Below are 20991 nucleotides of genomic sequence, written 5' to 3'. Positions count from 1 at the left end.
CATTCGGCTTTCCGCCTCAACGTCTGAGCGGATGGAGCGGGGCCGCGTCGCTGACGCGGTAGACGTGCAGGTCCGGTAGGGGTCGACTCCGTTGGGAGTCGGCCCTCCTCGCGAGCCCGGGGATGTCCGCTCAGGTGTTCCGGGGCGGCGTGAGCTTGTCGAGGTCCAGGCCGACCTCGAAGGGCACCGGGCGCCGGAGGGTGCCCCGGAAGATGCGATCGCGATGGGCGGACTCGGGTGAGACCGCCTCCACGACGAGCTTCACGTCCTCCGGGGCGTACCAGGTGCGGTCGGGGTCGTAGGGCAGGTTCGTCAGCAGGAGGTCCGGCTCGGGGCGGTTGCGGGCGTCGAGGCGGATCGTCATCTCGCGCTCGACCTCGAAGCCGGCCGGCGCCTGCGCCATGAGCGTGGTGGTCATGCGGTGACGAGGCGGCCATGCCAGGACCGCTGGGGCCACATCATGAATACGAGGGCGCCGTCGATCAGCTCGGTGTGGCGCGGCCCTTCCGGGAGGCAGTCCAAGTCCTCCGCGAACCGGCCTTCCGCGCACGGCGGGCGCATCCAGTCGGGCAGTGCGGTCATGGCTTCACGGTAGCGATAGCGGTTGCGGCCGGGGCGGTCGTGAGGTCTGCGGGCGCCGGGGAGTGGGGAATATCGTCACCTGAGTCCGTGCCTTCGGTGATGTGTGGGGGAGATCGTGGTGCAGCAGGCCGGTGGCCGTGACGGAGCGATCGAGCCGGCGCTCGGAGCGATGACCGTGCTCGTCGCGGCCGTCATCGTGCACGACCGGGCGGAGCGTCGCGTCGTGATCCTCCAGCGCGGGGAGCGCGCCAAGTTCGCCCGGGGCATGTGGGACCTGCCCGTCGGCAAGAGCGAGCCCGGAGAGCCGATCACCGTGACCGCGGTGCGCGAGCTGTACGAGGAGACCGGGCTCACGGTGGAGCCCGAGGCGCTCGAGGTCGCCCACGTCGTCCACGGCGCGTGGGGCGTCGAGGCGCCGAACGGCTACCTCACCGTCGTCTTCGCCGCCCACGCGTGGTCCGGGGAGCCCGAGAACCGTGAGCCCGAGAAGCACGCCCGGGTCTGCTGGGCCGACGTGGACGACCTCCCCGGAGACTTCGTGCCCAGCAGCGCCGGGGCCCTGTACCGCCACCTGGGCGCCGCCGGGGTGGAGGTCTCCCTGCGCGGCTGGCCCGCCGGGTGAGTGCGGTCAGAGGCCGCGGACCGCGGCCACCGTGAAGGTGGTCGGGGTGCCCGTGCCGGGGGACATGGGTCCGCCCTTGTCGAACTGGGAGCGGACCACCAGGGTGCGCCCCGGGGCGTGGGACAAGGTCGTCGGGATCTGGAGCGACGGGTCCGTGAGGGTGCGGGTCAGGCGGGCGCGGGTGCCGTCCGGGGTGAGGTGCCAGCGGGTCAGGGTGTTGGTGGTGTTGTGCGCCACGCGCAGGGTGCCGTCGGCGGAGAGGTCCAGGCCGTCGCCGGCCTTCAGGTCGCCGCCGACGAGGGCGACCCGGGAGACGGCCCCCGTGCGCAGGTCGACGCGGAGCAGGTCGCCCGCCGTCATGTCGACCGCGAGGAGGTACCGGCCCGCCCGGTCCGAGGTGATGCCGTTCAGGGTGACCGTGCCCGGCGGCTGCGGCCGCAGGGCGGGGGAAAGGTCGTACGCCTCGGTCAAGGGGCCGCCGCCGGCGGCCAGCTGGGCCGGGGTCACCCGGTAGATCACCGCGCGGAAGCTGTCCGTCAGGTACGCGGTGCCGTCCGGGGTGACCGTCAGGTCGTTCACGAAGCGGGGGGCGGTGCCGGCGACGTCGAAGCGGGCCAGGCGGGTGCCGGTCGCCGTGTCGTACACCGACACCCCGGCGGTGGAGTCGGTGACCCACAGGCGGCCGCGGGCGTCGACGCGCAGGCCGTTCGCCGTGCGGCGGCCGTCGGTGCCGGAGGGCAGGAACACCTCCGCCGTGCGCCGGCCGGGGCGGGCCCGGTAGACGGTGCCGTCCGCGTACGAGCCGACGTAGACCGTGTGCGTACGGGGATCGCCGGCGATGCCCTCGGGGTAGACCCTGGCGCCGGGCAGGGTGAAGGCCGTGGAGATCCGGGCGTCCGCCGCCAGGGCGGGGGACGGGGCCGCCGCGACGGTGAGGGCCGCGGTCAGGGCCGTGGCGAGGGCCGCCGTCCTGGCGAGCGCCGGGCGTCGGCGGCCGCGCGTGGCCCAGGTGGTGGCCCAGGTCGTCGCCTGTGTGCCGTTCCTCGTCGTCATGGTCATGGTGAGCTCGCCCCCGCGTTCGTTGTCTTCTGGATAAGTGAGGGCGAATCTATATTAGAGGTCTAATGTGTGCAAGGGTCGTAGGATGCCGGGATGACCTCCATGTCCCCCGAGGAGCGCATCGGCTCGCACCTCAAGCGCGCCGAGCAGGCACTCCTCGCGGCGAAGAACGCGGCCTGCAAGCCGGCCGCGGTAACGGTTCCCCAGTACGCCGCGCTGCTCTGGCTCGCCGAGAAGCCCGGCATCTCCGCCGCGGCGCTCGCCCGGCTGTGCGGGGTGACCCCGCCGACCATGAACACCGTGCTGAAGAACCTCCTGGAGCGCGGGCTCATCGACCGCACCCCGCACGAACTGCACCGCAACGTGCTGGAGACCCGCCTCACCGAGGAGGGCCGCGCGGTGATGGAGCTGGCGGACTCCGGCGCGGTGCGGGTGGAACGGGCGCTCGCCGCCGCGTTCAGCGCGGAGGAGCGGGAGCAGCTCATCCGGCTGCTGGGGAGGTGCGCCGAGGTGCTCGACGCCCAGCGCTGACCGCCCGCGGGCCGGATGCCGTGCTCCCGGTGGAGCGTCGGAGTCCCTTGGGATCCCCTCAAGTCCCCATCATCTTTTTGCTTGGATTTGGAACTCCGCGGGGGATCCGCGCATCAAGAACCAAGGGATCCCCAGCCGTTCCTGCCCTCGGGCAGCCATGACCGTTCGGAGCGAAGTTCGTGCACGAGTACCCGCAGCGCCCGCGGCCGGACGGCCGGCCGTCGTACGAGGAGCATCCGCCCCAGGGTTACCCCGCCGCCCAGGGGTACGCGCCGCCGTACGCGGATCCGTACCAGGGCCGGCCGGAGTACCAGGGCCGGCCGGAGCAGCCCGCGCACCCCGCCCACCCCGCCTATCCCGAGTTCCCAGATCATCCGACGCCCGGGCCGTACCCCGAGCCCCCGGCGCCGCCGGAGCCCGGGCGTTCCCGGCGCACGATAGCCATCGGCGCGGTGGTCGCCCTCGCGCTCCTGCTCGGTGGCGGGGGCTTCGCCGTCTGGAAGCTCGAATGGTTCTCCGGCAACGGCGAGACCGTGAGCTTCGGCAAGAACGCCCCGCCCCCCGCCGAGGAGAAGAAGGCGTCGGACGCCCCGGCGCCCGTCAAGCCGTCCGGCGACCCGGACGTGCTCATGCCGTCCGGGCCGAAGTCCGACTTCAAGCAGACCGCGAAGCTCGACGACGGCACGATCATCGCCAAGACCCGGGTGGCGGGAGCCAAGTCGGGCTTCGAGGGCGACGTGTGGGTGTGGGCGCCCAAGGAGTACGACGACCCGAAGTACGCCAAGAGCGGCTTCCCGGTGCTCATCGCGCTCCCCGGCGGCAACGGCTTCCCGGCCAACTACTGGTCCGACCGCAGCCTCGGCCTCCAGAAGGCCATCAGCGACGGCGTCAAGGCCGGCACCAGCCTGCCGTTCGTCGTGATCATGCCGGTGCTCAACCCGGACAACAAGTACTACTACGACGGCGCCGACATCCCCGGCCAGGCCAAGATGGGCACCTGGATCGCCGAGGACGTCCCGGACTTCGCCAAGGCCAACTTCCGCACCTACAAGTCCCGTGACGGCTGGGCCTACATGGGTTCCTCCTCGGGCGCCTTCGTCGGCATGAAGACGGTCCTCCAGCACCCGGACAAGTTCAAGGCCGTGATCGCCAGCGGCGGCGAGATCGTTCCCGACTCCCCGCTCTGGAAGGGCCACCAGGCGGAGATGGACGCGAACAACCCCGAGAAGCTCGCCCAGAAGCTGATCGACGGCAAGGGCCCCGAGGTCCACATCAACTTCCAGGTCGGGACCAAGGAGAGCGGGAAGGACAAGATGCTCGCCTTCCAGCAGAAGTACGGCAAGGGGCCGGTCAAGACGACCATCCGTGACATCCAGAACGGCGAGCACAACGGCTGGCACTACGTCCGGGGCATGCGGGAGGGCTCCCTGGAGTGGATCAGCAAGGTGCTCAAGGCCCCCCAGCCCACCCCCGCCGGCTGACGCCCGCCCCCGCTGGCTGACGTCCGCCGGTCCGTGGCGCTCGCCACGTCGCGCCCGTCCCAGGCAACCCATCCCGTCGTTCATACCTCTGTAAGGGGTGTAAGGGGGACCGATCGGTCCGACCCGCGCCGGGAACGGGCGCCGGAGAAGGAACGGGACAATTCCGTGCAGCATGACCAGCAAGGCGACGGTGACCCCATGACCGGGGGAAGCCGTCGCCCCAAGCGCCTGCGCTTGCTTCTGATCAGCGGTGGGCTCGCGCTCACCCTCGCCGCCGGCGGGGCGGTGGCGTACAAGTACGGCCTCTTCTCGGACATGGGGGAGCCGGTCTCCTTCGGCAGGGCCCACGAGGAGACCGCCGCGGCCTCCACCGCCTCGGACGCCGCCGAGGACCCGGGCGTCCGGCCGGGCATACGGATGCCCACCGGGCCGCCGGCCGGCTTCACCCGCACCAGCCGGCTTCCGGACGGCACCCAGATCGGCATGACCACCCTCACCGGCAAGAAGTCCGGCTTCACGGGCGACGTGTGGGTGTGGGTGCCGAAGGAGTACGACGACCCGAGGTACGCCAAGAGCGCCTTCCCGGTCCTGATCTCCCTGCCCGGCGGCCGCGGCTACCCCACGAACTACTGGGGCACGGGCCCCGGCCTCGGGCTCCAGAAAGCCGTGAGCGACGGGGTGCAGGCCGGTACCAGCCTGCCCTTCATCCTCGTGATGCCGGTGATCAACGCCGACACCAAGCACCACTTCGACGGCTCGGACATCCCCGGGGAGCCCAAGATGGGCACCTGGATGGCCGATGACGTCCCGGATTTCACGAAGGCCAATTTCCGCACCTTCACCTCCCGTGACGGGTGGGCCTTCATGGGCTCCTCCTCGGGCGGTTTCGGCGCCTTGAAACACGTCCTCAAGCACCCCGACCGCTTCAAGGCGGCCATCGCGAGCGGGGTCGACGTCGTCCCCGACTCCCCGCTGTGGAAGGGGAACACGCAGGCCATGGACGAGAACAACCCGGAGAAGCTCGCCGCGAAGCTGATCCAGGCGGGCGGCCCGGACGTGTACGTGAACTTCCAGATCGGCACCGCCGAGACCGGGCGCGACAAGGCCGAGAAGTTCATGAAGGAGTACGGGAAGGGACCCGTGCACACCCGGCTCCAGGTGATCCAGGATGGTGAGCACAACGGAAAGTCGTACGTACGCGGCATGAGGGAGGGCTCCCTGGCGTGGATCAGCAAGGTGATGGCGGCGCCGACACCCGACCCCGCCGTGCCGTGAGCACGGTGGTGAAGGGGGCCTCGGCCGCCGCGGCCGCGGGCATCGTGGCGGTGTTCGCCGTCGCCTTCGTCAAGGCGCCGGGAGACCGGCCGGTGCACCCCTTCCCCACCGTCGGCGTGCTCACGGCCAACGGGGAGCACTGGTGCACGGCGAGCGTCGTCGACAGCCCCGAGGGCAACGTCGTCGCCACCGCCGCCCACTGCGTGGCCCCGGCGGGCGAGGACGGGGAGCCGGGCGAGGTCGCCCACGACGGCCTGGCGATCGGCGAGCTCGCGTTCGCCCCCGCGTTCTCCGGGGAGGGCTCCGGCACCCAGCCGCTGGGCGTCTGGAAGGTCCGCTCGATCCACGTGGACGAGCGCTGGACGAAGTGGGGCGAGGACACCGCCGACTTCGCCTTCCTCACCGTCGCCCCGGACGCGGACGGGCGCAGCGTCCAGGAGGCCGTGGGCGGGCGCGGCGAGGCCCCGGTGCCCGACTGGACCTCCGGGTACGACCGGGACGTGACCGTCGTCGGCTACCCGGAGTCGGAGCACAACCCGCAGAACAAGCCGGTCTCCTGCACCACCCAGACCCGCCATGACGAGGAAGACCCGGACATGCTGTACATGAGCTGCGCGGGCTTCTGGACGGGCACCAGCGGCAGCCCCTGGATCGCCGACCGGGGCGGCCCGGGGCAGCCGGGGCGGCTGATCGGCGTGCTGAGCGGCGGGGACACGGACGTGGACTCCACGGCCGCGGTCTTCGACGAGCACGCCAGGGCCCTGTACGAGCGGGCGGCGCGGGGCTGAGCGGCGCGCGCCGGCGGGGCTCAGCCGGGCCGGCCCGAGGGGCGCCGTGCCGGGTCCGCCCGTGCCGGGTGCGCCCGCGCCGGGTCCGCCCGCGCCCGAGGGGCCCCGTGCGGCGGCTACGTGCGGCGCTCCGTGCTGACGATCACGCCCACCGCCGCCACGACGATCGCGCCGCCGAGCAGGATCGGCCAGGTCAGGGCCTCGTCGAGGATCAGCGAGCCGAGCGCCACGGCCACGACCGGGTTGACGTACGCGTACGTGCCCACCAGCGACAGCGGAGCCGCCTGCAGCAGCCACACGTACGCCGTGAAGGCGATGAGCGAGCCGAACAGGACCAGGTAGCCGAGGGCCAGCCAGGAGGCGGTGGAGAAGGCGGCCGGGTCCAGACCGCGGTGTTCGCCGCGCAGCAGGCCGACGAGCACCCCGCCGACCCCGCCCGCGACCATCTGGTAGGCGCTGCCCGTGAAGGGATTGCCCGGCAGGCTCAGCTTCGACGCCGAGAACGAGCCCAGCGACCACAGCACCGAAGCCGCCAGCACCAGCAGGACCCCCGTCAGCCGCACCTCGCCGCTGAACCCCGGAGCGGTCAGCACGGTGAGCCCGACGAGACCGACCAGTACCCCGGCCAGGGTGCGCAGCGGCGGCCGGTCCCCACTGCTCGCCCGCAGGATCACCAGCCACATCGGTACCGCAGCCACCAGGAGCGCGGCGAGGCCGGAAGGCACGTCGGTCTCGGCGAGGACGACCAGGCCGTTGCCGCCGAGGACCAGCAGCAGCCCGACCAGGACGGCCGAGCCGAGCTGGGCGCGGGTGGCCCTGAGCGCGGCCGGACCGTACCGCCAGGCGACGAGGGCGGCCAGCACCAGCCCGGCCGTGATGAAGCGGGCTCCGGCGGAGAGGAACGGGGGCATCGTCTCGACGACGATCCGGATGCCGAGGTAGGTCGAACCCCAGAGGACGTAGACGAGGCCGAGCGCGGTCCAGACGGCGCTGGTGGTCTGCCGCCGCGGGGCGCCCGTGGGCGCGTGACGCGGCGGCGATGTTGTGGGCATGACCAGATCCTAGGGTGGTCGGCGTGCGCGGTCCTCCGGGTTTTCCGGCCCCCGTTCCTCAGCCCTTGAACAGCCCGTTCAGCTCGCCGTACGGGAGGGAGTGCCCGAGCGAGCCGTAGGTGCCGCCGGAGACCAGCTCCTCGGCGGCGCGGCGGACGACGGCGTACGCGGCCGCGGCCACCCAGGAGCCGAGGCTGACGCGGGACACGCCGAGGGCGCCGAGGGCGGCCACGGAGGGGGCGTCCGGGCCGACGAGCACGTTGAGCGGGGCGTCGATGCCCCGGGCGAGCTCGGCGACCGTGGCCGGGTCGGTGACGCCGGGTACGAAGATGCCGGAGGCGCCGGCCCGGAGGTAGGCGGCGGCGCGGGCCAGGGTCTCATCGAGGCGGGTGGCGGGGTCGCCGAGGCCGAACAGGTACGTGTCGATGCGGGCGTTGACGAACAGCGGGACCCCGGCGGCGTCGGCGGCGGCGCGGGCGGCGGCCAGCCGCTCGGCGTGCTCGGCGGGAGCGCGGTTGCCGTCTTCGATGTTGACGCCGACCGCGCCGGCGGCCAGGACCCCGGTGACGGTCTCGCCGACGGCGGCGGCGTCGGCGCCGAAGCCGCCCTCGATGTCGGCGGTGACGGGCACGTCGACGGCGGCGGCCACGCGGGCGATCAGGTCGAGGGCCCGCTCGCGGGACAGGGCGTCACCGTCGGGGGACCCGAGGGACCAGGCGACCCCGGCGCTCGTGGTGGCGACGGCGGGCGCGCCGGCGGCCTCGACGAGACGGGCGCTGGCCACGTCCCAGGCGTTGGCGAGGGCGAGGGGCGCGGCGGGGGTGTGCAGGCGCGCGAAGGCGGTGGCCCGGGAGGCGAGGTCCGTGTGCGTGGTCATGGGGGCAGTCCACCAGACGGGCCGGGCGCGGGCTCGCGATTTTCCGACGTCTGCGTCTGCGTCTGCGTCTGTGTCTGTGTCTGCGTGTGCGTCTGCGTCTGCGTCTGCGTCGTCGGCGGCGGCGGGGGGCGGGGCGGACCCGAGCCCGGAGCCGGACGGCCACGCGGTCCCGGTCCCGGCCCCGGTCCCGGTCCCGGCCCTGAACCCGGAAACCCGCGCGAGTCCGTGCCCGAGCCTGGACGGTCGGCCCGGCCCCTGCCCCCCGTGCGTCGTCTGCGCTACGGGGTCAGGCCCGTTTTCGCGCCCGCGCCGCACAGCGGGACCACCGCCGTGCGGCCCCGCAGGGGGTCGTCGGGGGCGGACGGGCCCACGGCCGCCCAGCAGGCCGCCGCCGTCGGCTCCACGAAGAGGCCGCGCCGGGCCAGGTCCCGCTGGGCCTCCCGCAGGCGTTCCTCCGGGACCGTCAGGAAGGTGCCGCCCGACGCGCGGACGGCGGCCAGGATCTGGCGGGCCCGCGGCGGCGCCGGGATCGCGATGCCCTCGGCCAGGGTGGGCCGTTGGGGCGCCGGGGCGGCGTCCTCGGAGCCGGCCGCGAAGGCCGCGGCCAGCGGGGCCACCGCCTCCGCCTGGACGGCGATCAGCGCGGGCGGCCGGACCCCGCGCCGGGACAGCTCCGCCACCGCGAGTGCGGCGCCGAGCAGCAGGGTGCCGTTGCCCACCGGGACGACCAGAACCTCCGGCAGCCGGCCGCCGAGCTCCTCCCACACCTCGTACACGTACGTCTTGGTGCCGTGTAGGAAGTACGGGTTGAAGACGTGGCTCGCGTAGAAGTCCCCCGGCCCGTCGGCGGCCTCCCGGGCCGCGGCCGCGGCGGCCTCGCGGCCGCCGGGGACCACCCGTACCACCGCGCCGTGCGCCCGCATCTGACCGGTCTTCTTCTCCGAGGTGCCCTCGGGCACGAAAACTTCACAATCGAGTCCGGCCCGGGCGCAATAGGCCGCCACCGAGGTTCCGGCGTTGCCGCTGCTGTCCGCCACGACCCGCTCCGGAGCCAGCCGCCGGGCCACCTCGGCGAGCATCACGGCGCCCCGGTCCTTGAACGACAGCGTCGGCATCAGGAAGTCGAGCTTGGCGTGAATCCGCTCGGCCAGGGGCACCAGCGGAGTGTGGCCCTCCGCGAGCGACACGGAGAACGCCCCCGGCAGCGGCAGCGCCGGCCCGTACCGCCACAGGGAGTTGGGGCCGGAGGCCGGATCCAGCACGGCCGCCGGATCCGGCGTGAAATCGAGGTCCCACGGGCCCGAGCAGACCGGGCAGCACCAGGGGGCGGTCCGGACGTCCGCGCGGGTGCCGTCCTCGGCGCAGACGTAGCCGGGGAGTGCGTGCGTCATGTGCGGAGCGCCTTTGCTCAATCATGGCCGTTGTATGGCACGGATGTTACGCGTCCGCTGTCCTCTTGTGGGAAGCGCTGACGGTGGGTCAATCTTTCGAGGGCGGCGCTCCGCTGGGCCGATTGCCTTGTCATGCGCACGGCTAAATCTATGCTCAGCCCCACCCGTACGGCGCCGCCCCACCCCCCGCAGCGCACCACCTATGAGGAGGACCCCTCACATGTCCGTGATGCGTCACACCCGCCGGAAGATCACCGGCATCAGCGCGATCGCCGCCGCGGCCCTCGCGCTCGGCGCGGCCGCCGCACTCCCCGCCTCGGCGGCCGACCGCAGCGCACAGGGCGTCATCGAGAACGCCGGAGCCGCCGGGTCCGTCCCCGGCAGCTACATCGTGACCTTGAAGGACACCGCCGCCCGCTCCACCGCCGCCAGCGGCAAGGCCGTCGCCAAGCGCTACGGAGCGAAGATCGACCGCACCTACAGCGCCGCCCTCAACGGATACTCCGTCGAGGTCTCCGAGGCGCAGGCCAGAAAACTCGCCGCCGACCCCGCGGTGAAGTCCGTCGTGCAGAACCGCACCTTCACGGTCAACGCCACCCAGCCCAACCCGCCGTCGTGGGGCCTGGACCGCATCGACCAGCGGGCGCTGCCGCTGAACCAGAGCTACACCTACCCGGACAAGGCCGGCGAGGGCGTCACCGCGTACATCATCGACACCGGCGTCCGGATCACCCACCAGGACTTCGGCGGCCGTGCCTCCTACGGCTACGACGCCATCGACAACGACAACACCGCCCAGGACGGCCACGGCCACGGCACGCACGTCGCCGGCACCGTCGGCGGCGGCGCGTACGGCGTGGCCAAGAAGGCCAAGATCGTCGGTGTCCGCGTGCTCAACAACCAGGGCTCGGGCACGACCGCCCAGGTCGTCGCCGGCATCGACTGGGTGACGCAGAACGCCGTCAAGCCGGCCGTGGCCAACATGTCGCTCGGCGGCGGCGCGGACTCCGCGCTCGACACCGCCGTACGCAACTCCATAGCCTCCGGCATCACCTACGCCGTCGCGGCGGGCAACGAGACGGCCGACGCCTCGACCAAGTCCCCGGCGCGCGTCGCCGAGGCCATCACGGTCGGCGCCACCACCAACACCGACGCGAAGGCCGGCTACTCCAACTACGGCTCCATCCTGGACCTCTTCGCGCCGGGCTCCTCGATCGCCTCCACGTGGGGCACGGGCGACACCGCCACCAACACCATCTCCGGCACGTCGATGGCCTCGCCGCACGTCGCGGGCGCGGCCGCCGTCTACCTCTCGCTGAACCCGGGCAGCACCCCCGCCCAGATCTCCGCGGGCCTCGTCGCCGCCGCCACCCCGAACGTGGTGACCAGCCCCGGCACCGGCTCCCCGAACCGCCTGCTCCACATCGGCGCCGGCACCACCCCGCCCGGACCGGGCACGCGCTTCGAGAACCTGAACGACTACGCGATCGCCGACAACGCCACCGTCGAGTCGCCGGTCACCGTCAGCGGGATCTCCGGCAACGCCCCGGCCGCCCTGAGCGTTCCGGTCGACATCAAGCACACCTACGTCGGTGACCTGAGGGTCGACCTCGTCGCCCCGGACGGCACCGTCTACAACCTGCGCAACCGCACCGGCGGCAGCGCGGACAACATCATCCAGACCTTCACCGTGAACGCCTCCTCCGAGGTCGCCAACGGCGTCTGGAAGCTCCGGGTCGCGGACCTCGCGAACGCCGACATCGGCAAGATCGACTCCTGGGCGCTCCAGTTCTGAGGAACGCCGGGGACGGCAGTGACTGAGCCGCGATGAACGGGCAGGGGCGACCGGGGGGCCGGTCGCCCCTGCTGCGTACCATTCGCGCATGCGTTCGCCCCTCCGCGCGACCGCGGCCCGCCCCGATGGAGTTCCCCGCCCCGTGAGCATTCCGCCGCCCCCGCCCTCCGGACCGGGACCCTGGGCCCCGCCGTCACCGCCGTACGCGTGGGGGCCGCCGCCGGGCCACGGGCCGGGGCGGCCGGCGCTCAACGGGTTCGCGCTCGCCTCGCTCCTCGTCGGGCTGCTCTGCTTCCCGCCGCTCGGCATCGTCTTCGGCGTCGTGGCCCTCGTCCAGATCGCCGGCGGGCGCCGGCGGGGCAAGGCGCTGGCGGTCACCGGCCTCGCCGTCTCGGTGGCGATGACCGGGGTGCTCGCCCTCGCCGCGGGCCCGGTCGTGAGGGCCGTCGGCGACCGGCTTGACGCGGTCTCCGGGGCCACCGGCACGACGGAGGGCGGGGCGACCGACATGGAGGACCTGTCCGCCGGTGACTGCTTCACCGTCCCGGGCGGGGACCTGACGGGCCGCCGGGCGGTGATGTACGCGGTGGACTGCGCGGAGCCCCACCACGCCGAGGTGACCTCCTCCGGTCCGTTCGACCCGGCCGCCTCCGGCCCCGCCGGTTCGCCGGCCGCGGACGCGCGGGCTCAGCAGGAGTGCTGGAAGGCCCAGGACGCGTACGCGATGGACAGCTGGGCGCTGCCGGCGAACGCCGAGATGTACTACTTCGCCCCCTCGCGCCGCTCCTGGAGCGAGGGCGACCGGCAACTGCTCTGCGTGATCGGCACGACGCCGCGGGAGCACAGCGGCAGCCTGCGCAAGGACCGGGCGGCGCTGACCACCGAACAGGCCGATTTCCTGGCGGCGGCCAACGCCGTCGACCTCGCCTTCGGGCGGGCCCCCGAGGAGGACGTGGCGGACGCGCTGCAGCAGCACCGGGCGTGGGCGCGCGAGGTGCACGCCGCGCTGGGCGGCGAGGCCGCGGTGCTGGAGCGGCACGCGGGCCGGCCGGCGATCGGCCAGGCGGCGCGAGCGCAGCTCAAGGAGGTCGAGGCCGCCCGTACGGGGTGGCTGCGGGCCTCGCAGGCGAAGGCGGCGGCGGAGTTCGACCGGCTGTGGGAGCAGGCCGCGGACGCGATGTCCGTACGGACCGAAAAGGCGCTGCGCGGGGCGTACGGGCTGTCGACGACGGTTCCGGACTGGCTGGAGGAGGACCTTCCGGGGCCGGGCGGGGGCGGTTCGGGCGGCTCCGGAGGCCGGCCCCCGACGCAGTCCGTCTGACGTCGTCGGGGTGACGCGCGGTAACGGGTTTGAGTGACCTGGCTTCATCACTTCGGGTGAAACTTTGGCCCTTGCTTGCGATGTACAACTGTAGGTTGCCAGGCTGTAGCTGTCTGTCAACCTGATGGGAGTGGCCAGTGACTTTCGGTGAGCAGCCGGCCTATCTGCGCGTGGCCGGGGATCTCCGACGCAAGATCGTCGATGGTTCCCTGCCCCCGCACGCCCGGCTCCCTTCGCAGGCCCGCATCCGCGAGGAGTACGGGGTCTCCGACACCGTGGCGCTGGAGGCCCGCAAGGTCCTGATGGCGGAGGGACTCGTCGAGGGCCGGTCCGGGTCGGGGACGTACGTACGGGAGCAGCTGGTGCCGCGGCGGGTCGCCCGCTCCGGCTACCGCACGGGCGCCACCTCGACGCCCTTCCGGCAGGAGCAGGCGGAGTCCGGCGCGCGCGGCACGTGGGAATCGCGCAGCGAGCAGGAGTCCGCCCCGGCGGAGATCGCGGAACGGCTCGGCATCGAGCCGGGCGAGCGGGTCATGCGGACGCGGTACGTCTACCGCGACGCCGGGGAGGCGATGATGCTGTCGACCTCCTGGGAACCGCTCGCCGTGACCGGCCGGACCCCGGTGATGCTGCCGGAGGAGGGCCCGCTCGGCGGCTCGGGCGTGGTCGACCGGATGGCCGCGATCGACGTCGTCGTGGACAACGTGGTGGAGGAGGTCGGCGCGCGGCCCGGCCTGGCGGAGGAGTTGCTCCAGCTGGGCGGGGTGCCGGGGCACGTGGTGCTGGTGATCGGGCGTACGTACTTCGCGTCCGGCCGCGCCGTGGAGACGGCCGACGTGGTGGTCCCGGCGGACCGCTACCGCCTGGCCTACCACCTGCCGGTGAGGTGAACGGGCGCCGCCGGCCCGACCCCCGACCCCACTCGTTCCGCGCCCGCCCGCGCTCGCGCCGCCGAGCGGGCGCCTGCCGCGCCGCCGCCCGGCCGAGCGGGCGTCCCGCCGAGCGGGCGTCCGGCCGTGCCGCCGTCCCGCCCCCGCCCGCGCCCTCGTCGCCGTATCGGCGCCCCGCCCGCGCCCCCACGCCGTCCCGCCCGCGCCCCCGCCTGACGCCGCCGCCCCGCCCGTGCCCTGGCCGTCCGGGCCAGGCGGCCGGGGCCGTACCGTTGAGCGGACAGGGGTGCGGGGGGCGTAACGCCGCGGTGACGCGGCGGGCGCCGGCGTAACCGGCGGGCAATGCCGCAGAGTGACGGGACGTCACGGCGCGGGCCTACCGCGGTATGACCGACACCGCCACCCCTGCCCCCGCGCCCGCGGCGGAGCCCCGCCGGTACGCGAAGCTCGTCGCCGACGAGAGCCGCGAGGACTACTCGCTCCGGTACGCGCCCCACTCGTTCCGCCGCTGGAGCCCCGGCACCGTCGCCGGCACCGCCCTCGGGGGGACTGCCTCGCCGACTTCACCATCGGCGCGTCCATCGTGTTCGCCTACGGGTTCACCAGCGGCGCCGCCGCGATCCTGGCCGCCGCCGCGGTCATCTTCCTGACCGGCATCCCCATCGCGCGCGCGTGCGCGACGTACGGCCTGGACATGGACCTGGTGACGCGCGGCGCCGGTTTCGGCTGCTTCGGGTCGACGCTGACCTCCCTCATCTACGCCTCCTTCACCTTCATCTTCTTCGCCCTCGAAGGCTCGATCCTGGCCCAGGCCATGCACCAGGCCTTCGGGCTGCCGGTCGAGATCGGCTACCTCGTCACCACCCTCGTCGTGATCCCGATCGTCTTCCGCGGCATGGGCCCGCTCGCCAAGGTGCAGGCCTGGACCCATCCCGTCTGGCTGATCGGGCTCGTACTGCCCTTCCTCGTGCTGGCCTTCGAGGCCCCCGGTGCCTGGGGCGCCTTCACCGGCTTCGGCGGCACCGAGGGCGCCGGCTCCGGCTTCTCCTGGATCGGCTTCGGCTTCGGCTTCGGCACGGGCATCGCCCTCTCGCTCATCGCCCAGATCGGGGAGCAGGCCGACTACCTGCGGTTCATGCCCGCCAAGACCCCGGCCAACAGCCGGAAGTGGAACCTCGCCGTGCTCGCCGCCGGCCCCGGCTGGGTGATCATCGGGGCCGCGAAGCAGCTCGGCGGCGCCTTCCTCGCCTTCGTGGCGCTGGAGGCGGTGGGCAAGACCCACGCCATGGAGCCCGATCGCCCCGCAGATCGAGGCCCTGCGACCGTGGCTCGGCGGCCTCGCACTGCCCGCCGCCGCACTGTTCGTGATCGTCTCCCAGATCAAGATCAACGTGACCAACGCCTACAGCGGCTCGCTGTCCCGGTCGAACTTCTGCTCCCGGATCACGCACCGCCACCCGGGCCGGGTCTGGTACATCTTCCTCAACCCCGGCATCGCGCTGACGCTGATGGAGCTGAACATGTTCGCCGTGCTCGGCAAGCTGCTCGGCTTCTACTCCAACGTCGGCATCGCCTGGATCGTCGCCGTCGCCGCCGACCTCGTGATCAACAAGCGGCTCGGACTCAGCCCGCCCCACATCGAGTTCAAGCGCGCCTGCCTCTACGCCGTCAACCCGGCGGGTTTCGGCGCGATGGTGATCGCCTCCACCGTCTCGATCCTCGCCTTCTTCGGACTCTTCGGCACCTACGCCGAGGCCTTCTCGACCTTCATCGCGGCCGGACTCGCCCTCCTGCTGTGCCCGTTGATCGCGTGGATGACCAGGGGCAAGTACTACCTGGCCCGGCCGAACGGAGTCGGGGGCACCTCCCAAGCCGAAGGCTCTGGGGGCGGACCGGACGCCGCCGTCGCCGACATCACCGCGACGCACGACTGCGCGGTCTGCGAGACGGCGTACGAGCTCCCGGACATCGCCGACTGCCCCGTCCACGCGGGACCGGTCTGCTCGCTCTGCTGCTCCCTTGACGCGACCTGCGGGGACGCCTGCCGCAAGGCGCCGCCGGGCGGGGCGGTGCTTCTTCCCCTGCCCTCCGTGCGCCCCGTCTGAACCGGCGCGCACGGCCCACTCGTACGCATGGCCGGATGCGTACGCCTGGGAGGTACCTCTTCGTGAAAAAGCGTATCCGCTGCGTAAGGGTCGGGCGTAGGCTCGGGCATATGCGCAATGCGGTTTCCCGGTCAGGTACGTCGGCGGAGGGTGAAACGCGATGAACGACAGCGGTGCCCTGCTCCCGTGGCTGGTCATACGTCAGGACGACAACGGCAACCGCTACCGGGTGGGCCGGTACCCCACCCGGGCCGAGGCCCAGAAGGTCGCCGACAGCCTCGACGACCGAGGACACAAGCAGCTCTACTGGGTCGAGCGGATCGGTCAGACCGCCACGATGAACTGAGCGGCGTCGCAGCTGTCGCGACGCTGGCATAGGCTCCGCCCCATGACTGAACGCGTGGTCGTGGGCGGAGCCCTTTGTCATGGGGGCCGCCTGCTGGCCGCCCGCCGCAGCGCACCGCCCGAGCTGGCGGGCCGCTGGGAGCTGCCGGGCGGGAAGGCCGAGCCGGGCGAGTCCGTCCCCGAGGCGCTGGTCCGCGAACTGCGCGAGGAGCTCGGCGTCGAGGCCGAGCCGCTGGAGCGCATCCCGGGGGAGTGGCCACTGAAGCCCGGCCTCGTCCTGCACGTGTGGACCGCACGGCTGGTCTCCGGGGAGCCCGCCCCGCTGGAGGACCACGACGAGCTGCGCTGGCTGCGGCCGGACGAGCTGGATTCGGTGGACTGGCTCGACCAGGACCGCCCGGCGGTCGCCGAGGCCGGACGGAGGCTGCGCGGTGGCGGCGGCGGCGGTGGCGGCAAAGGCGATGCCGGCGAGCTCGGCGGCGGCGATGGTGAGCGCGGCGAGGTCGGCGGAGGGGCCGACGCAGCCGACCGGGTCGGCGGCCGGGGTCTCGGTTGGGGCGCCCGCGGGGGCGCGTGACGCGCACGCTGTAGGCCGTATGCGCCACAGTGCGCCGGTGGTGGGGGATCGAGTGGTACGGCGCCCCAAATATCGGGTATGTCGCTATTAATCCCTATCTCGTCCCTCTTTCGTCCCCGACGAACCGGACTGGGGTCACTGCTGGCCCGGGAAGTGATCGGCGTGATCGACACAGACGGTGAGTGCGCCGAGTGGGCTTTCCCCGCCGAGCCCGGCGCCGTCCGCACCGCCCGCCACGCCGTGCGCGGCACCCTGCGGGACTGGGGCCTGGACTCCGTCGGCGATGTGACCGTCCTGCTGGTCAGCGAGCTCGTCACCAACTCCCTCCGCTACGCGTCGGGCCCCATCGGGGTCCGCCTGGTACGGCGCAATCCGGCCGCCGAGGGCTCTCCCGGCGGCCCCGCGCTGCTCGTGGAAGTTTCCGATCCGCTTCCGGATCCGCCCCGCGAACGGGTCGCCCGGCCGGACGACGAGGGAGGGCGCGGACTGCACCTCGTCGCGGTCTCGTCACAACGCTGGGGGACCCGCCACGGGAAGTCGGGCAAGACCGTGTGGTTCGAGTTGGCTCTTCCTGGTGAGTAACAAGGTGAAGGGTGACCGACGATCACACGAGGTGGCTCAAAAGCAACGGGACCTTTTTGTGATCGTGAACGCCGTGCCGTCAGGGGCCGTGGTGCTGAATACTTCGGTCAGGCCGGTCCGGTTGCGGTGAGCTGGAGGGGACGGTCGCGTGAGCGAGATACCTGCGCAGGCACATGAGTCCGACGTGCCCGGGGAGACATGGCACGACTCCCTGTGGCACAGCAGTCCGCCTGGCTCGATATATGACTACATAAAGGTTGCCTCCTTCTCGATCGGGCCCGACGGCCTCATCGACCAGTGGAGCCTGCGCGCCGAGGAGCTGTTCGGGCTGACGGCGTCCCAGGCCGTGGGCCGGGATCCGGTCGACGCGTTCATGCCGGCGGATCTGCGTGCGGGCGCGCACCGCAGGGTCGCCGAGATCCTCGACGGCAAGGAGTGGACGGGCCTGATCCCCTTCCGCATCCCGGGCGGGGCCGGTGCGCACGGCGTGGCCGAGATCTACGTGATGCCCACGCAGACCGAGGCGGCCGAGCGGGCCGCGCTGTGCGTCGTCGTCGACGTGCGCGCGCTACGGCGGATCGAATCCGACCTGGCGGCCTCGCAGGCGATATTCGGCCAATCTCCCTTCGGGTTCCTGCTCTTCGGTACGGACCTCACCGTGCAGCGGGCCAACCGCCGCTTCGCCACGGTCTTCGGGGGCGCCGCCGAGGAGCACCGGGGCCGGACCGTGCACGACTACCTGCCGGCCCACGAGGCCGACCGGATGGCCGACGCCCTGCGCCGGGTCCTGGACAGCGGGGAGTCGGTCACCGACCTGCGGATCACCGGGGCCGCCCCCGGCAGCCGGGAGAACCGCCACTGGTCCATCAACCTCTACCGGGTGCACGGCGGCACCGGCCGGCCCATCGGCGTCGCCGGCATCGGCACCGACGTCACCCGCCGCCACCTCGCCGCCCGCGAGGCCGCCGGGGTCCGGCGCAACCTCGCCCTGCTCAACGAGGCCGGCCACCGGATCGGGAACTCCCTCGACCTGGAGACCACGGCCCGGGAGCTCCTGGACGTGACCGTCCCGGGCTTCTGCGACCTGGCCGCCGTCGACCTCTACCAGGGGCTGCTGCTCGGCGACGACGACCGCCCCGCCCGGCCGCAGGGCCCCGGGGTGCCCTCGCTGCCCGGCCAGGGCGCCGGCCGGGCGCCGTCCGCGCCGCTGCGGCGGGTCGCCTTCGCCTCGGCCGTGTCCGACGCCCCGCTGTCGGGGCCGGGCGCGGTGGTGTCCGTGGGGGAGATCCACCGCTACCCGGCCGGCTCGCCCGGCGCGCTCGCCCTGCGGACGGCCCGCCCGCGGCTCATCGAGCGCGGCGGACCGGAGGACCTCGTCCAGTCGACGCTGATCGTGCCGATGGTCGCCCACGACACGGTGGTCGGCGTCGCGCAGTTCTCCCGTACGAAGGGCAGCGAGCCCTTCGGTGAACGCGACCGGGCGGTCGCCGTGGAGCTCGCCGCCCGGGCCGCCGTCTGCATCGACAACGCCCGCCTCTACCGGCGCGAGCACGAGCGGGCGCTGATACTGCAGCGCAGCCTGCTGCCACCCGGCGACCCGGAGGCGGCCGGCCTCGACATCGCCTGCCGGTACCTGCCGGGGAACGCGGCGACCGAGGTGGGCGGCGACTGGTTCGACGTCATCGAACTGCCCGGCCACCGCACGGCCCTGGTCGTCGGCGACGTGATGGGCCGCGGGCTGCGGGCCGCCGTCGCCATGGGCGAGCTGCGCACCGCCGTACGGACCCTGGCACTGCTGGACCTCGAACCGGCGGAGGTGCTCACCGCCCTGGACGAGGTCGCCCGCGGGCTCGGCGCCCCCGGCGGCTCCCAGCAGGCCTCCCGGGCGGCCCTGCACTCGCGGGACGCGGACCGCTCAGAGGTGTACCTGGCCACCTGCGTCTACGCGGTCTACGACCCGGTCACCCGGCGCTGCACCATCGCCAACGCCGGCCACATGCCGCCCGTCCTGGTGGAGCCGCCCGACGAGGACGGCGTACCGCGGCCCGCGCTCCTGCTGGAGGTGCCGCCCGGCATGCCGCTGGGCGTGGGCGGGGAGCCCTTCGAGGAGGTCGAGGTGGAACTGCCCGAGGGGGCGCTGCTCGCCCTGTACACCGACGGGCTCGTGGAGTCCCGCGACCACCCCCTGGAGGAGGGGCTGCGCGGGCTGCGGGAGGCGCTGACCGATCCGGTGCGTCCGCTGGAGGACGTCTGCGACCACGTCCTGAACACCCTCGACACCCGGCACGGGGAGGACGACATCGCGCTGCTCATGGCCCGGGTCCAGGGCCTGCCGGTGGACGCGGTCGGGGACTGGCAACTGCCGCGCGAGGCCCGCTCGGTGGGCCGGGCGCGGGAACTGGCCCGGGCCAAACTGCCCGCGTGGGGCCTGGAAGGGCTGCTGGACACCACGGAACTGCTGGTCAGCGAGCTGGTGACGAACGCCCTGCGCTACGGCGAGGGAGAGATCCGGCTGCGCCTGCTGCTGGACCGCACCCTGGTCTGCGAGGTCTGGGACGCGAACCTGGTGCAGCCCAGGCGGCGCCGGGCCCGCGACACGGACGAGGGCGGCCGCGGCCTCCAGCTGGTCGGCCTGCTCTCGGCCGGCTGGGGTACGCGGCGCACGCACCGGGGCAAGACGGTGTGGTTCGAGCTCCCGCTGCCCGGCGCGGTGGCCGACGCGGTCGCCGAGCTGTCGGCGGAGCAGCTGCTGAGCATGTACGGGGGGTAGGGCGCGGCGGGGGCGCTCCGGCACGACCGTGGCGGCGCGCCCCCCCCCCGGCCGCGGGGGTCCCCCCGCCACGGGGCCGGCCCCGGCCGGAAGGCCCCGTGGCGGGTGTCCCGGCAGACGGGCCCGTCCCGGTGGCGGTCAGGCGGCGCGGTCCTGCTTGAGCGCGGCGAGGCGGGCCTCGATCTCCGAGGTCTTGCCGAGGCCGTCCAGGGACTCGAACTGCGCGTCCAGCGAGGACGCCGCCAGCTCCTGCTTGCCCAGCGCCATGGCCTCCTCGCGGCGGACTTTCTCCTCGAAGCGGTTCAGGTCGCTCGTCGGGTCCATGACGTCGATGTTCTTCACCGCGTCCATCATCGTGTTCTGCGCCTGCGCGGTCTTGGCCCGCGCCACCAGCTCGTCCCGCTTGGCCTGGAGCTCCGTCAGCTTGTTCCGCATGGAACCGAGGCCCGACTTGAGCTTGTCGACCACCTCCGTCTGGGCGGCGATCGTCGGCTCCGCCGTCTTCGCCTCCTTCTCCGACTGGAGCTGGCGGCCCAGCGCCACCTTCGCGAGGTTGTCGAACTTGTCGGCGTCCGCGGCCGCCCCCGACGCGCGCAGTTCGTCGGCCTTCCTGCTCGCCGCGAGGGCCTTGCCGCCCCACTCGGAGGCCGCCTCCACGTCCTCCGTGTGGTCCGCCTCCAGCATCCGCAGGTTGCCGATCGTCGTCGCGACCGCCTGCTCCGCCTCCGAGATGTTGTTCGTGTAGTCGCGGATCAGCTGGTCCAGCATCTTCTGCGGGTCCTCCGCCTGGTCCAGCAGCGCGTTGATGTTGGCCTTCGCGAGCTGGGTGACGCGGCCGAGGATGGTCTGCTTGCTCATGGTGGGTCTCTCCTGGTGGGGGATGGTGTGCCGGGTGTGGGGAGGACGCGGGGCGCTGCCGGGCCTTCGCGGTGTCGGGCCCTGTGGTGT

The 20991-nt window shown here is 73.2% G+C and carries 16 protein-coding genes and 3 pseudogenes; 13 read left to right on the top strand and 6 right to left on the bottom strand.

Annotation, left to right across the window (positions count from 1 at the left end; genetic code table 11):
• Positions 1-130: 130 nt before the first annotated feature.
• Positions 131-582, bottom strand: a pseudogene (locus ACFWTC_RS19790) (Uma2 family endonuclease).
• A 115-nt stretch (positions 583-697) separates the two neighbouring features.
• Between ACFWTC_RS19790 and ACFWTC_RS19785 the strand changes: the two are divergent.
• Positions 698-1204 carry an NUDIX domain-containing protein gene (locus ACFWTC_RS19785; protein ID WP_384028245.1) on the top strand — a complete coding sequence of 169 codons (507 nt, stop codon included), beginning with the start codon at positions 698-700 and terminating at the stop codon, positions 1202-1204.
• 6 nt (positions 1205-1210) lie between these two features.
• Here the strand turns inward: ACFWTC_RS19785 and ACFWTC_RS19780 are convergent, their stop codons facing one another.
• A complete protein-coding gene (locus tag ACFWTC_RS19780) occupies positions 1211-2263 on the bottom strand; it encodes an SMP-30/gluconolactonase/LRE family protein (protein WP_384074270.1) in 1053 nt (350 codons plus the stop codon).
• Between the two features lie 93 nt (positions 2264-2356).
• Between ACFWTC_RS19780 and ACFWTC_RS19775 the strand changes: the two genes are divergently transcribed.
• The 4 genes from ACFWTC_RS19775 (at position 2357) to ACFWTC_RS19760 (ending at position 6338) form a co-directional block, all read left to right on the top strand.
• Positions 2357-2794: a MarR family winged helix-turn-helix transcriptional regulator gene (locus ACFWTC_RS19775; protein ID WP_383917794.1), complete on the top strand. Its 438-nt coding sequence runs from the start codon at positions 2357-2359 to the stop codon at positions 2792-2794.
• A gap of 179 nt (positions 2795-2973) precedes the next feature.
• Positions 2974-4275, top strand: coding sequence for an alpha/beta hydrolase (locus ACFWTC_RS19770; RefSeq protein ID WP_384028241.1), 1302 nt, complete (start codon positions 2974-2976; stop codon positions 4273-4275).
• A 198-nt stretch (positions 4276-4473) separates the two neighbouring features.
• Positions 4474-5550 carry an alpha/beta hydrolase gene (locus ACFWTC_RS19765; protein WP_384028239.1) on the top strand — a complete coding sequence of 359 codons (1077 nt, stop codon included), beginning with the start codon at positions 4474-4476 and terminating at the stop codon, positions 5548-5550.
• The gene (locus ACFWTC_RS19760) at positions 5547-6338 is read left to right on the top strand and encodes a trypsin-like serine peptidase (RefSeq protein WP_384028237.1); all 792 of its coding nucleotides are present in this window, start codon (positions 5547-5549) and stop codon (positions 6336-6338) included. The genes ACFWTC_RS19765 and ACFWTC_RS19760 overlap by 4 nt, the downstream gene beginning before the upstream one ends.
• Before the next feature lie 116 nt (positions 6339-6454).
• Here the strand turns inward: ACFWTC_RS19760 and ACFWTC_RS19755 are convergent, their stop codons facing one another.
• The 3 genes from ACFWTC_RS19755 to ACFWTC_RS19745 all read right to left on the bottom strand — a co-directional run bounded on the left by ACFWTC_RS19755 (position 6455) and on the right by ACFWTC_RS19745 (position 9658).
• Positions 6455-7390, bottom strand: coding sequence for an EamA family transporter (locus ACFWTC_RS19755; protein WP_384028235.1), 936 nt, complete (start codon positions 7388-7390; stop codon positions 6455-6457).
• Between the two features lie 58 nt (positions 7391-7448).
• Positions 7449-8267 carry an isocitrate lyase/phosphoenolpyruvate mutase family protein gene (locus ACFWTC_RS19750; protein ID WP_384028233.1) on the bottom strand — a complete coding sequence of 273 codons (819 nt, stop codon included), beginning with the start codon at positions 8265-8267 and terminating at the stop codon, positions 7449-7451.
• Between the two features lie 278 nt (positions 8268-8545).
• Positions 8546-9658 (bottom strand): pyridoxal-phosphate dependent enzyme, encoded by a 1113-nt coding sequence (locus ACFWTC_RS19745; protein ID WP_384028231.1) that lies wholly within the window; start codon positions 9656-9658, stop codon positions 8546-8548.
• A 220-nt stretch (positions 9659-9878) separates the two neighbouring features.
• Here ACFWTC_RS19745 and ACFWTC_RS19740 point away from each other — a divergent pair, with 220 nt between their 5' ends.
• From ACFWTC_RS19740 to ACFWTC_RS19705, 8 genes and pseudogenes are all read left to right on the top strand, one after another.
• Positions 9879-11453 (top strand): S8 family peptidase, encoded by a 1575-nt coding sequence (locus ACFWTC_RS19740; protein WP_383917815.1) that lies wholly within the window; start codon positions 9879-9881, stop codon positions 11451-11453.
• 142 nt (positions 11454-11595) lie between these two features.
• Entirely contained in the window at positions 11596-12774 is a 1179-nt protein-coding gene (locus ACFWTC_RS19735) for a septum formation family protein (protein ID WP_384028230.1), read from the top strand.
• Positions 12775-12911: 137 nt separating this feature from the next.
• On the top strand, positions 12912-13664 hold the full coding sequence (locus tag ACFWTC_RS19730; protein WP_383917820.1) for a GntR family transcriptional regulator: 753 nt from the start codon (positions 12912-12914) through the stop codon (positions 13662-13664).
• A gap of 386 nt (positions 13665-14050) precedes the next feature.
• A pseudogene (locus ACFWTC_RS19725) lies at positions 14051-15769 on the top strand (purine-cytosine permease family protein).
• A gap of 160 nt (positions 15770-15929) precedes the next feature.
• Positions 15930-16115, top strand: a complete 186-nt coding sequence (locus ACFWTC_RS19720) for an SPOR domain-containing protein (protein WP_361590483.1) — start codon at positions 15930-15932, stop codon at positions 16113-16115.
• A 42-nt stretch (positions 16116-16157) separates the two neighbouring features.
• Positions 16158-16553: pseudogene (locus ACFWTC_RS19715) on the top strand ((deoxy)nucleoside triphosphate pyrophosphohydrolase); the annotation flags it as partial.
• A 291-nt stretch (positions 16554-16844) separates the two neighbouring features.
• Entirely contained in the window at positions 16845-17273 is a 429-nt protein-coding gene (locus ACFWTC_RS19710; RefSeq protein WP_384028228.1) for an ATP-binding protein, read from the top strand.
• Between the two features lie 148 nt (positions 17274-17421).
• A complete protein-coding gene (locus ACFWTC_RS19705) occupies positions 17422-20043 on the top strand; it encodes a SpoIIE family protein phosphatase (protein WP_383917827.1) in 2622 nt (873 codons plus the stop codon).
• Positions 20044-20181: 138 nt separating this feature from the next.
• On the opposite strand, the gene ACFWTC_RS19700 is transcribed toward ACFWTC_RS19705, so the two are convergent.
• Positions 20182-20901: a PspA/IM30 family protein gene (locus ACFWTC_RS19700; RefSeq protein WP_383917830.1), complete on the bottom strand. Its 720-nt coding sequence runs from the start codon at positions 20899-20901 to the stop codon at positions 20182-20184.
• Positions 20902-20991: the final 90 nt, after the last annotated feature.

It is taken from the genome of Streptomyces sp. NPDC058619, from assembly GCF_042717785.1.
In the GTDB taxonomy this organism is placed as follows: Bacteria; Actinomycetota; Actinomycetes; order Streptomycetales; family Streptomycetaceae; genus Streptomyces.
This window is presented reverse-complemented; position numbering and strand designations above follow the sequence as displayed.

What these genes read in the sequence shown, in the direction of transcription:
- ACFWTC_RS19780 (WP_384074270.1), bottom strand. Translation starts at nt 2,263, where the DNA reads ATGACCATGACGACGAGGAACGGCACACAGGCGACGACCTGGGCCACC.
- ACFWTC_RS19775 (WP_383917794.1), top strand. Translation starts at nt 2,357, where the DNA reads ATGACCTCCATGTCCCCCGAGGAGCGCATCGGCTCGCACCTCAAGCGC.
- ACFWTC_RS19765 (WP_384028239.1), top strand. Translation starts at nt 4,474, where the DNA reads ATGACCGGGGGAAGCCGTCGCCCCAAGCGCCTGCGCTTGCTTCTGATC.
- ACFWTC_RS19755 (WP_384028235.1), bottom strand. Translation starts at nt 7,390, where the DNA reads ATGCCCACAACATCGCCGCCGCGTCACGCGCCCACGGGCGCCCCGCGG.
- ACFWTC_RS19750 (WP_384028233.1), bottom strand. Translation starts at nt 8,267, where the DNA reads ATGACCACGCACACGGACCTCGCCTCCCGGGCCACCGCCTTCGCGCGC.
- ACFWTC_RS19745 (WP_384028231.1), bottom strand. Translation starts at nt 9,658, where the DNA reads ATGACGCACGCACTCCCCGGCTACGTCTGCGCCGAGGACGGCACCCGC.
- ACFWTC_RS19740 (WP_383917815.1), top strand. Translation starts at nt 9,879, where the DNA reads ATGTCCGTGATGCGTCACACCCGCCGGAAGATCACCGGCATCAGCGCG.
- ACFWTC_RS19720 (WP_361590483.1), top strand. Translation starts at nt 15,930, where the DNA reads ATGAACGACAGCGGTGCCCTGCTCCCGTGGCTGGTCATACGTCAGGAC.
- ACFWTC_RS19700 (WP_383917830.1), bottom strand. Translation starts at nt 20,901, where the DNA reads ATGAGCAAGCAGACCATCCTCGGCCGCGTCACCCAGCTCGCGAAGGCC.